The organism is Pontibacter pamirensis (assembly GCF_010015475.1).
In the GTDB taxonomy this organism is placed as follows: Bacteria; Bacteroidota; Bacteroidia; order Cytophagales; family Hymenobacteraceae; genus Pontibacter; species Pontibacter pamirensis.
The window spans coordinates 328,529-340,409 of sequence record NZ_SSNI01000001.1 but is presented as its reverse complement, the minus strand read 5'-3'; the positions used below and the strand labels follow the sequence as shown (position 1 = coordinate 340,409).

Here is an 11,881-nt window from a genome sequence, read left to right as displayed (position 1 = left end):
CTGCTCAAGGAGATCGATTTTACGTGTGTCCGAAGCAAAAATCTCTCCTCATACAGGGCGAACTCACTCTTTTACGTTTACTCCAACTGCCAGAAGTATTGGCATCCAGGCCAGAGCGGCAGCTTTCAGCAGTTAGGTTTGATTAGCTAATTACTTCAGAAAACGTATCTTTGCACCGCAAGCAAATTTGAACTGACGTAACACCGCATTTCCTAAACATGCTAACCAATTTCATTCTGCTGGCGCAGGCCCAGCATGCGCTTCCGATTTTCCTGATAATACCTTTCCTGTTTCTGATTGGCATGATAGCCGCCGGCCCTATCTTCTTTGGGCACTTTTGGGAACACAACTATAAGACCGTAGCCGTAGTGCTTGGCTTAACGGTGCTGCTCTACTACCTGTTTGCCCTCGGAGACTATCATATGCCGGCACACACGCTTGCTGAATATATTACTTTTGCAACCCTGCTCAGTTCGCTTTACATAGCCGCAGGCGGTATTTACTTAAACATAAATGCCAATGCTACTCCGGCTATGAATGTGGCCTTGGTGGCAGTGGGAGCTGTATTGGCTAACTTCATCGGTACTACAGGCGCTTCGCTTCTACTTATTCGCCCGTTCATCAGGCTTAACGTGCATCGTATTAAGCCTTACCAGATCATTTTCTTCATCTTTATAGTAAGTAATGCCGGTGGTCTGCTTACCCCGCTTGGCGATCCTCCCCTGTTCATCGGTTTTATAAAGGGTGTGCCTTTCTTTTGGACATTAATTCACCTGTTTACCCCCTGGGTGCTGTCTATAATACTGCTTTGCTTGCTTTTCTTCCTGGTTGACAGGCGCAACAAAGAAACAGCATTTACACCGCGCCCGGAAGTAGTAGCTAAAAACGAGGCGAAAACTGAATTCCACTTTAGCGGCAAACGCAACCTGTTCTGGTTAGCAATTATAATTGGTGCTGTATTTCTGGACCCGAACGTAATAGATGGCCTGCCTCATATTTACTACGACGGCAACAAGTTTTCATTCCTGCGCGAAATCATTCAGTTGACTGCTGCCTTTATGTGCTACCGCTTTTCCAATAAGACGGCGCTGGCTGGAAACAAGTTTAACTTCCACCCTATCCTGGAGGTAGTGTTCCTGTTCTTCGGCATCTTCTTCACAATGATGCCGGCCCTGCAGCTTTCTGCTGAGATTGCCTCTGCACCGCAGTATGCACAATTCATCACACCTAACTTCCTGTACTGGGTAACTGGTTCGCTTTCCGGCTTCCTCGACAATGCACCGACATATGCGAACTTCCTGTCGCTGGCAATGGCTAAATACGACATGGCGCAGAACATGCCGGTAGATGTTAAACAGTTTGCCACAGGCACCTCTGCCGCAGGCCTGGATACGCTTATCGAATTAGAAGCCATTTCTTTAGCTGCCGTGCTTTTCGGAGCCTTTACCTATATTGGTAACGGTCCTAACTTTATGGTAAAAGCGATTGCTGAAAGCGCAGGCATTAATATGCCTACTTTCTTTGGCTATATCCTGCGTTACTCTATCCCGTTCCTGCTGCCAATTCTGGTACTGGTTTGGTTCCTGGTAGTCCATCTCCGGATATTCTAAAAGCACGTACTCATCACACATAAACGCCACGCTGGAAACAGAGTGGCGTTTTTGCTTTAGGCAATTAATTCCAGGATTCTTACTTTTCTTACCTATAGTAACCGCTATTGATGTATGACAAAGCTAAATAAACTTGATTGGGTCCGTTGCAGTACAACCCCATCCTACATGGACCGCTGATGGATGCGAACGACAATGCCAGACATGGTGTACAGCAACAAATGCATCACCTGAATGGCAGGCACATGTTCATGAACAACATCAGGCTTTTTGGGGTACCTATCAGATGAAGCTGCTAAAATGCGAAAAGCCTCCTGCAGGTAAAACACCATGCAGGAGGCTTAAAAAAACCTGTTGCATTTTCTCAGGAGAAACCCACAGCTATACCTTATTTGCCTGCTGCCGCATCAGGAAATCTGCCAGCACAAGTGCGGCCATAGCATCCACGATGGGCACGGCGCGTGGCAACACGCATGGATCGTGGCGGCCTTTGCCCTTCAGGGTGATGTCTTCTCCTGTATCGTTAATGGTTTGCTGTGGCTGCAGGATAGTGGCTACAGGTTTAAAGGCTACATTAAAGTAAATGTCCTGGCCATTGCTGATGCCACCCTGTATACCGCCGGAGTAGTTCGTACGGGTACGAATGTTGCCTTCCTCATCGGTGTAGAACTGGTCGTTATGCTCTGAACCGCGCATTTTCACACCTTCAAAGCCGCTGCCGTACTCAAAGCCTTTCACAGCATTGATGCTGAGCATGGCCTTGCCCAACTCCGCGTGCAGCTTATCGAAAACAGGCTCTCCTAAACCGGCTGGTACGCCCTGTATCACGCAGCTTACTACGCCGCCAATCGTGTCCTGACTGTCGCGTGCTTCTTCTATCAGGCCTATCATGCGGGAGGCTGTGGCACCGTCAGGGCAGCGCACGATATTGGAGTCAATCTGGTTCAGGTCGAGCTCGGTATATGGCTTTTGCAGTTTTATCTTGCCCACCTGCGACACGTATGACTTCACGCTGATGCCGTGCTTCTCCAGTAGTTTGGCCGCCAGAGCACCTGCTGCCACGCGGGCCACCGTTTCGCGGGCTGAGCTGCGGCCGCCACCGCGGTAATCGCGGGTACCATATTTGGCGGTGTAGGTATAATCCGCGTGCGACGGGCGGAAAGCATGCTGTATATGACTGTAGTCGTGGCTGTGCTGGTCCTTGTTGTTCACCACCATCGAAATGGGTGTGCCTTGTGTCCTGCCTTCAAAGATACCGGACTGTACCGTTACCTTGTCCTCCTCCTTACGGGGTGTTGTAATGGCAGACTGCCCCGGGCGCCTGCGATCCAGTGCATGCTGAATTTCCTCCAGGTTCACCTCCAGGCCGGCCGGGCAGCCATCTATAATAACGCCCACAGCCGCACCATGCGATTCACCAAAAGTAGTTATGCGGAAAAGCTTTCCGTACGTGTTGCTCATATTCTATTTCTTTAGGAAAACGAAGGCTGATATCAGAAGTAATATTAGCAGAATAATGGTTGTGTAGCGCTTTATCGTGTCGAAAAAGTGTACATCCACCAGTGTATTGTCTTCGTTCTCGATGATATTATAAAATGATCCTAAATCTCTGGTTAGGACTAACGCATTGCTGCCGTTAGCACCCGTAATCTGCACCTGCAGCGAAGGCCGCAGCGTATCGTAGGCTGCCGTTGTTGGGTTAAAGTAAATCCACTGCAGCATGTTATCTATATTGTATTGCCCCGGCTCCCGTGGCAGTACAGTGTAGGCAAAGGTTTTAGACCCCACCACTCTACCGGAGCGCTTTGTTACATCCTGCCGCACATCGGGCGGGTAAAACTCCAGCCCTGGCGGCACTTCCGGCGCAGGAGGCATGATGGCAGCCAGATTACCCTCTCCGTTTACTTCGAAAAGATAAGTAAAACTTTTGTTTGCAGCCACTCTTTTCTTCGACAGGCTCTCAGTTAAGGTATAGTTACCGACCGGCACGACATCGCGCAGCGGGTGAGGAGGCAGTTCCTTCACTGGTATCATCCGCTCCCGGGAGTAAAATGTCTTATAGCCTTCCTGCCGGTCTTCTGCCAGCAGGCTCGGGTTTTTCGCTACCCTATACTTAATCATCTGCAACTTCAGCTGCGGAAAGCGCAGCGGCTCCAGGTTTAGCGGGTACAGCACCGACTCGTATAATTTAAAGCGAAGGTATGGCTCCCCCTGCACGGTAACGTTTTCTGGAGTAATCTCTGTGAAATCAAACGCCTCCTCCCAGGTATTTGGCTGCTTCAGTTGCCGCACAATTATGGAGAGTTGATTAGCAAAGTCGTAGAAGTCGAGCAGTTGCTGGTCTGTTTCTGCCAGGTAAAAGTACAGCACCACGTTCACGCCCTCCCCCACAAACACCTCCTTTTTATCTGTGTATATGGTCAGGAAAGCATTGTCGTCTTTGTCAATAAATTCAGGTTCATCGGCTGCAACAGGGGTATCATCCTCCGAGATAAGATCAGGCACGTTTACCTGCTGAGGGACATTCAACTGCATTGGAGTCACCTCTATCGCCATTCCCTTCGACTGTACCGTTTGTCCATTCACCTCCATAGAGAAAGGTCTCAGCGCATACTCCCCCTCCTCCAGTGCCGCATAGTTTTGCGTGATGGTAAGAATAGTGGTGGTTTTACCCCCTGTTATAATCGTTTTGGTGGAAGAGTACTTGTTGCTTCTTTTAAAGCCTTCTATTTCCGGGAAAGGAGTGTACTCCTTTAGCTGCTGATCCTGCAGCTTAACAGAGATGGTATAGTATTGGTTTAGGGGTAATGGGCTCTTGCCTAACTCAAGGCTAATCTGCTGCGCCAGGACTGGCACAACAGAGGCAACGCAGAGAAGAAACAAAAGGATAAAGAGCCGCATAAGCAGATGCCGCTGGGGCACAACCAAATTATAATTCACAATAGGCAAATTTAATAAACTAAAGCACTTACAGGTAAGTGTATTCAAAAACTGCACCGCAGTTGGGCCAGATACACCCTGCGTCCGCACCGCAATTTAGTGGCCAAAAATCTAAGTACAGAGAACATTTCTGGCTGATAATGTTTTAAACCTCTTCCCCTTCTTTTGTAGTTCTTCCACCTGCTGGTTTACCCTTCGTCTCTGCTGATATACTCCTTTGATAAAGGCTTATTATAATAATATACAGCTTTTAGGCTAAATCCTATCTTTCTCTATATGAGCGTATTAATGTCTGAACTTCTGCTTAAAATGTTCCTGTTGCTACATATTATCTAAAAAATTTTACATAAATTTGTAAGTGACCACTTACTTTTGTAATTTTGAGACGTATAAATAAGGCACCCGCAAAAAAATACACGTTAACTTAAAGTTTACACATAACAATGCTTGAGTACATTAAGACAATTTTATTAAAAGTAAGTTTTGATAAAATGCTGTTTGAGAAAGAGTTAAGAAAGGCTTTTAAAGTTCTGCCAACAGAAGAACTGCAGCAACTTAAACAGTGGTGCTACGATCAGTTCTCTGGAATGTATCTCGTTATTCTAAACAAGGTATTCACCAGAGCAAAGGTGGCTTAGGCTAAGGAAATCTTAATCTGGTTGTTGCTCCACAAAGTGGATGTTACGCAGCAAACCACTATAACCAGTGCGCTTTACAGCTGACTTCTTAAACAGCTGCGAAAAAACCTCCTGCGTCAGCTCCTGCCAATCATTTACCTTCATTTCTCTCAGGTGAGGATGCGGCGCAAAAGCGGGCTCGTTGTGCGGTTTGCTAAAGCGGTTCCAGGGGCACACATCCTGGCAGATGTCACAGCCAAACACCCAGTTTCCAAATTTTCCATGCATCTCCTGCGGCAATTGGTCTTTTAGCTCAATTGTAAAATAGGAGATGCATTTACTTCCATCCACTACATAAGGCTCTGTAATCGCACCTGTTGGGCAGGCATCCAGGCAGCGCGTACAGGAGCCGCAGTAGTCTTTGATAGGGCCGTCCGGCTCCAGTTCCAGGTCAATGATCAGCTCCGCGATAAAGTAGAAGCTGCCCACTTGTGGCGTGATGAGGTTGCTGTTTTTGCCCACCCAGCCCAGGCCACTTTTCTTCGCCCAAGCCTTGTCCAGCACTGGGGCAGAATCCACAAAGCAGCGGCCGCCTACTTCTCCTATTTCTTCATTTATGTAGTGCAGCAGTTCTTTAAGCTTGTCTTTGATGACGAAGTGATAATCCGTACCGTACGCATACTTGGAAATCTTATAGGTATCCTCCTCCGCCTGTGTCTCCTCTGGAAAGTAGTTCAGCAACAGCGACACCACCGACTTCGCCCCCTCTACCAGAAGGCGCGGGTCCAGGCGCTTGTCGAAGTGGTTCTCCATGTAGTGCATCTGCCCGTGCATGTTCTGGTTGAGCCAGCGCTCCAGGCGCGGCGCCTCCTCCTCCAGAAACTCAGCCCTGGACACGCCACAGTACATGAACCCCAACTCTTTCGCCTTCTGCTTTATCAGGTGCGTGTATTTCTCTTTATTCAAAACGTATCATTCAAATCGGAGCTTCTGTTCCTCAACAAATTTAAGATAAAATAAATCCACAACCTGCAAGCACTTGCAGGAACTGCGCACACTGTAAGGTTTTTAGAGTATGTAGCTGTTGATGAGAACACACAACTACAGCGGGTGAAAGTGAGAGTAGAATAAATACAAAAAAGCAGGCCCAAAGCCTGCTTCTTAAGTAAACATAATCACAAACAACTATTAATTTTCAGCCTGATCAAATAAGCCGCCTCCTGTAACCTGCTGCGGCGGTATTTTGCCTAAGTGTCTGTAAGCGGCCTCCGTTGCCTCACGGCCACGGGCGGTACGCTTGATATAGCCTTCCTGGATCAGGAACGGCTCGTACACTTCTTCGATAGTCTCGGCCTCTTCGCCACATGCCGTTGCAATGGTAGAAATACCCACAGGACCGCCTTTGTATTTATCGATGATACAAAGCAGGATGCGTTTGTCCATGTCATCAAGGCCGTTGTGGTCTACATCCAGCGCATGCAGGGCAAACTTCGCAATGTCTACTGATATGGTTCCATCGCCTTTTACCTGCGCAAAGTCGCGGGTACGGCGCAGGAGGTTGTTAGCAATCCGCGGTGTACCCCGGCTGCGGCGGGCAATCTCGAAGGCAGCATCATCATGTATAGGCGCACCCAGCAACATCGACGAACGCTTCACAATAGATGTCAGCAGTTCAGAGTCATAGTACTCCAGGCGGCTGTTGATACTAAAACGGGCACGTAATGGCGCTGTCAATAGCCCAGAGCGTGTGGTAGCACCAATCAACGTAAACGGGTTCAAGCTGATTTGCACGGAGCGTGCGTTGGGGCCGGAATCCAGCATGATGTCAATCTTGTAATCCTCCATGGCCGAGTACAGGTACTCTTCCACGATGGGGTTCAGGCGGTGAATCTCGTCGATGAACAGCACATCGTTCGTGTCCAGGTTCGTCAGCAGCCCCGCCAGGTCACTTGGTTTATCCAGCACCGGGCCGGATGTCATTTTGATGCCGGAGTTAAGCTCAGCAGCAATGATATGCGACAGCGTCGTTTTACCCAGTCCCGGAGGTCCGTGCAGCAGCACATGGTCTAGTGCCTCGCCTCTGCGCCTTGCTGCCAGCACAAATATCTTCAGGTTCTCCACCACCTTCGCCTGACCGGTAAAGTCGCTAAAGCTCAGGGGGCGAAGCGCCTTATCTATGTCGCGTTCAACTGGCGACAAACTTTCTTTTTCGCCAGTGAGATAATCTTCTCTCATTGTATATGCTCTATTTTTTTGCAGCTTCTGCTCTACTTGATGGTAACAGCTTCGGCTTCACTTTTGCTCCATTTCAGCCTACTAATTTAATCATTTTTGCTAATTATTTTATATATTTTAGTCATAAATCTAATATAATTAGTAATAATGAAGCTTTATCAGACCTGTAGCATCCCAAAACACGCCATTGGGCCTGAGCTAAGGTCTCGCAGCGTGTGCAGCTCCTGTAAGTGTCTGAACGGGCGGGCAGTAGATGGGCAACAGGTCTTGAAAGAAGCTGTGAGGTCAGAGAAGCAGCAAAGGCAGCCACTTCTGTACTGCCTTTGCTGTTTACTCCGAATAACGAGAAACAAGTACAAGTAATGAATAACGACTACTTAAACGCCTGTATACCCGTAATATCCGCACCCGTAATCAGCAAATGAATGTCGTGCGTGCCCTCGTAGGTTATCACCGACTCCAGGTTCATCATGTGGCGCATAATTGGGTATTCTCCTGTGATGCCCATGCCGCCATGGATTTGCCGGGCCTCACGTGTGATGCGCAGGGCCATGTCCACGTTGTTGCGCTTGGCCATGGATATCTGCTGCGTAGAGGCTTTGCCTTCGTTCATTAAGGTGCCTAAGCGCCAGGCCAGCAGTTGCGCTTTTGTAATCTCCGTTAGCATCTCGGCCAGTTTCTTCTGCGTGAGTTGAAAGCCACCGATGGGTTTATCAAACTGGACACGTTCCATACTGTACTTGCGGGCAGATTCGTAGCAATCGATAGCGGCACCGATGGCACCCCAGGATATGCCGTAGCGGGCAGAATCGAGGCAGCCAAGAGGTCCTTTCAGCCCGTCGACGTTCGGAAACAGGTTCTCTTTCGGCACTTTCACGTTGTCGAACACCAACTCGCCGGTGGTGCTGGCGCGGAGGCTCCACTTGTTATGAATTTCAGGCGTAGAGAAACCTTCCATGCCTCGCTCTACGATTAAGCCTTTGATGCGGCCCTCCTCATTCTTCGCCCACACTACGGCTACCTGGCACTCCGGAGAGTTGGAAATCCACATCTTGGCTCCGTTCAGCAAATAGTGGTCGCCCATATCTTTAATGTTAGTGACCATACCGCTGGGGTTAGAACCGAAGTCAGGCTCTGTTAAGCCGAAGCAGCCCAACCATTCGCCGCTGGCCAGCTTGGGCAGGAACTTCTTCCGCTGTTCTTCTGAACCATACTTGTAGATGGGGTACATTACCAGTGACCCCTGCACCGAAGCTGTCGAACGCATACCGGAATCACCCCGCTCTATCTCCTGCATGATGATGCCGTAGCTGATATAATCGAGGCCACCACCACCGTACTCCGTCGGAATAGTAGGCCCGAAGGCTCCCACATCGCCGAACTTTTTTACTATTTCAGATGGAAAGTGCGAATCCTGCGCCCACTGCTCAATATTTGGGGAGATCTCGCGCTTCACAAAATCGCGCATGGTCTGCCGGATAAGTTTATGTTCTTCGGTAAGCAGGTCATCGATGTTGAAATAATCTGGAGCTCCTGCGGATTCGTATGCCATAGTTCTTTTTATAGTTTATGAGAGTGCGTGCTATGCAAATATAGAATTTTCGCCCAAACCTTTGTCAGGACAAAAGAAGTCCTGTTCCGGGCACTTAAATTTATCTACTGAGTTTACGAAAATCAATCTTCATTCGGTTTTTAGTCCCAGCGGGACGACCTGTTCAGATATACGCAACAAGCCGATCCGACGGAGCTATAGATGTTTATGCACGATTAAGCTATCAACAGGTCGTCCCGCTGGGACTATTCTGTAAAGTCAGTTCATAGCAAAGGAAGCGTTATACAGTTTTATTTGAAAAACGAAAAGCCCCACCAGAACGGCAGGGCTTTCATAACATATTGGCGAACTTAAAGTTTAGAAGCTACCTCCGGGAATAAGGGGAAGCGGCATTTGCCTCAACCTTAGAATTTAAGCCCTACCGACAGCAGGTAATTGCGTGTAGCCTGTGGGTAGTAGAAATTTTCCGTGATAGGTGCGCCCCCGGCAATGTAGCTGAAGGTATAGCCATTGGCAGCATACATTTCATTGAACACGTTGTTGATCAACAGTCCCAGTTCCAGATCTTTCAGTACATTTTTGAAGCCGATATTGTAGCGCAGGCGAAGGTCACCTACCTGATAAGCTGGTATAATGCGATTTTCGTTCTCCGTGTTATCCAGGTACTGCTTGCTCACTGACTTGTAAATGAAGGCTGCCCGAAACCCTTTTAGCACCTGCACCTCCAATTGGCTGGTTGTTACCCACTCCGGTGAGAAGGCAATGGTTGTTTGATTATAAGTATTCTGAGCCTGATCTCCGGTATCATAATCATCAATAAACTCACTGAAGCCGTCGATCTTATTCTGGCTGTAGGCGAGGTTGGTGGTGAAGGCAGCACGTTCTTCTAATCGCATCGCTCCGGACAACTCTACCCCCTGGCGGTAGCTGTCGTCGATGTTGGTGCGGGTATAGGCGCCTACATCATTGATTTGTCCGGTTAACACTAACTGGTTCTTGTAGCTCATATAATAGTAGTTCGCCTCCAAATTTGCCGTTAAAGGCTTTCCTGCAAACTCTCCCAAACCTATCACGCCACGATAACCTGCTTCTAAGTTCCGTAATGTTTCATGCTGCGGTCGACTATTTGGCGAAGACTCTGTGAAATCGTTGCGCACGGGCTCCCTATTACCCACCGCGAAAGAGGCATATAGTTGGTGTTCCGGCTGCAGGGTATAAACAACACCTGCTTTGGGGTTCCAAAAGTTGTAGTTTGCCTCCTGCGTAATATTGGTTAAATCATTGTCGAAGCCGAGGAAAGAGTAGCTGACTGAACGAAGTTGCAAGTCACCAAAAACACTAAGCTTCTCAGTAAGGCCATAGCTTACCTTGGCAAAAATGTTGAAATCCGTTTTCACAGCATCGTTGTCGTAGTAGTTATCCCGGATGTTAGAGGTAGAGGCGTAGCGCGCCCAGATAATCTCTCCGAAGTGGCGGCCGTCGTACCTGTTCCAGGCGCCTCCCAGCGTAGCGTTCAGGCGGCTGTTCGGGTTATACTGCAGGGCATAGGTTGCGCCGTAAAAGTCATTGTCCAGCCAGCGGCGGCGAATAAGGTCAGTGGTGGAAATAGTATCGCCGCCAATCATCACATCTGCTAGTCCATAATCCGCCAGATCATCGTCGCGCCGGAATTGCTCATAATATCCCCGCCCATAAGTATAATGCAGTGCACCCGAAAAACTCAGGCTCGGCATAAAATCATGCGACAGGTGCAGCTGGTAATGGTCCTGCTGATAATTGTCGGTCTCGTTGTCGTAGGTATAATAGTTGTAGCGGCGGCCGGAGCGCAGCAAATTCTCCCGGTCAGCGCCCTCAATGTAGTTGCGGTCGATATATGCCTGCAGGTCAGCGGCGTTGCCGTATACCAGTGCCTCCGGGGTGCCGTACCACGCCTGGTAGGTTTGCTCGGTGCCAGAAAAAGAAATAAACTTCACAGAGGTTTTTTCGCCGTAGTAGCCACCTGAAAAGTAGAATGATTTTAAGTCGGAAGAGGCGCGGTCGATGTAGCCATCCGACTTAATACGAGACAAGCGGCCGTCGAAGGCAAATTTGCCGTTGATCAGGCCGGTTCCGAAGCGCACGTTGTTCCGCCAGGTATCAAAGGAGCCATAGGTATGGTCAGTCTCGGCATAGGCCTCGCGTCGCACCTGCTGCGTCTGTATGTTCAGACTGGCCCCAAAAGCGCCGGCTCCGTTGGTAGAGGTTCCTACGCCGCGCTGCACCTGTATATCCTCCACAGAGGAGGCAAAATCAGGCATGTTCACGAAAAACACGCCATGGCTCTCCGGGTCATTTATCGGAATACCATTTACCGTTACATTGATGCGGGTGATGTCAGACCCACGGATGCGGATGCCGGTATAGCCCACGCCTGCGCCGGCATCAGAGTTCACCACCACGGAGGGCACCTGCTCCAGCAGATAAGGCAGATCCTGCCCGAAGTTGCGGGCCTCTATCTCCTCTTGAGTCACATTGGTAAAAGTTGTGCCGGTGCGCGCATCGGCACGGGTGGCCTGTACTACTACCTCGCTTGTCTGCAGGGCCTGCGGCTGTAACACTACCTCTACGCGGCTATCCTGCTGCAGGTCCACTGTTACCCTCTCCTGCTCATAGCCAAGGTAACTCACCTTCAGGCTGTAGTTTCCGGCTGGCAGGTTTTGAAATGAGAAAAAGCCGTTGGCTCCTGCAGACACACCTGTGGCTGTCCGTTCCAGCACGACATTGGCTCCAGCCAGGCCCTCGCCATTGGCTGCATTGGTTACGCGCCCGCTCAGTTGGTACTGGGCAAGCAGTTGCAAAGGCAACAGGATAGCTGCCACTGCGATAAGAAAATTACGCATTTTGAATGAAATGAATAGATGAAACATACAGGTTTGCCAGGGGTTAGC

At 49.2% G+C, this 11,881-nt stretch carries 8 protein-coding genes; 1 reads left to right on the top strand and 7 read right to left on the bottom strand.

The genetic code is table 11. From position 1 onward, the window contains the following. The first annotated feature begins 218 nt into the window (after window positions 1-218). Window positions 219-1,610 (top strand): sodium:proton antiporter, encoded by a 1,392-nt coding sequence (locus E1919_RS02330; protein ID WP_162051711.1) that lies wholly within the window; start codon window positions 219-221, stop codon window positions 1,608-1,610. 164 nt (window positions 1,611-1,774) lie between these two features. Here E1919_RS02330 and E1919_RS02325 read toward each other — a convergent pair whose 3' ends face one another. The 7 genes from E1919_RS02325 to E1919_RS02295 all read right to left on the bottom strand — a co-directional run bounded on the left by E1919_RS02325 (window position 1,775) and on the right by E1919_RS02295 (window position 11,833). Next, window positions 1,775-1,942: a hypothetical protein gene (locus E1919_RS02325; RefSeq protein WP_162051710.1), complete on the bottom strand. Its 168-nt coding sequence runs from the start codon at window positions 1,940-1,942 to the stop codon at window positions 1,775-1,777. 49 nt (window positions 1,943-1,991) lie between these two features. Next, a complete protein-coding gene (aroC, locus tag E1919_RS02320; protein WP_162051709.1) occupies window positions 1,992-3,071 on the bottom strand; it encodes a chorismate synthase in 1,080 nt (359 codons plus the stop codon). A 3-nt stretch (window positions 3,072-3,074) separates the two neighbouring features. Then, complete coding sequence (locus E1919_RS02315; protein ID WP_162051708.1) at window positions 3,075-4,511, bottom strand: BatD family protein; 1,437 nt, start codon at window positions 4,509-4,511, stop codon at window positions 3,075-3,077. Between the two features lie 689 nt (window positions 4,512-5,200). Next, on the bottom strand, window positions 5,201-6,133 hold the full coding sequence (queG, locus tag E1919_RS02310; protein WP_162051707.1) for a tRNA epoxyqueuosine(34) reductase QueG: 933 nt from the start codon (window positions 6,131-6,133) through the stop codon (window positions 5,201-5,203). 222 nt (window positions 6,134-6,355) lie between these two features. Next, entirely contained in the window at window positions 6,356-7,402 is a 1,047-nt protein-coding gene (gene ruvB, locus E1919_RS02305) for a Holliday junction branch migration DNA helicase RuvB (protein WP_162051706.1), read from the bottom strand. A 373-nt stretch (window positions 7,403-7,775) separates the two neighbouring features. Continuing rightward, window positions 7,776-8,954, bottom strand: a complete 1,179-nt coding sequence (locus tag E1919_RS02300) for an acyl-CoA dehydrogenase family protein (RefSeq protein ID WP_162051705.1) — start codon at window positions 8,952-8,954, stop codon at window positions 7,776-7,778. Window positions 8,955-9,358: 404 nt separating this feature from the next. Then, on the bottom strand, window positions 9,359-11,833 hold the full coding sequence (locus E1919_RS02295; protein ID WP_162051704.1) for a TonB-dependent receptor: 2,475 nt from the start codon (window positions 11,831-11,833) through the stop codon (window positions 9,359-9,361). Window positions 11,834-11,881: the final 48 nt, after the last annotated feature.

Bases quoted from the DNA above. Each gene is read 5' to 3' on its own strand.
- aroC (WP_162051709.1), bottom strand. From the start codon at position 3,071: ATGAGCAACACGTACGGAAAGCTTTTCCGCATAACTACTTTTGGTGAA.
- E1919_RS02325 (WP_162051710.1), bottom strand. From the start codon at position 1,942: ATGGTGTTTTACCTGCAGGAGGCTTTTCGCATTTTAGCAGCTTCATCT.
- E1919_RS02295 (WP_162051704.1), bottom strand. From the start codon at position 11,833: ATGCGTAATTTTCTTATCGCAGTGGCAGCTATCCTGTTGCCTTTGCAA.
- ruvB (WP_162051706.1), bottom strand. From the start codon at position 7,402: ATGAGAGAAGATTATCTCACTGGCGAAAAAGAAAGTTTGTCGCCAGTT.
- E1919_RS02330 (WP_162051711.1), top strand. From the start codon at position 219: ATGCTAACCAATTTCATTCTGCTGGCGCAGGCCCAGCATGCGCTTCCG.
- E1919_RS02300 (WP_162051705.1), bottom strand. From the start codon at position 8,954: ATGGCATACGAATCCGCAGGAGCTCCAGATTATTTCAACATCGATGAC.
- E1919_RS02315 (WP_162051708.1), bottom strand. From the start codon at position 4,511: ATGCGGCTCTTTATCCTTTTGTTTCTTCTCTGCGTTGCCTCTGTTGTG.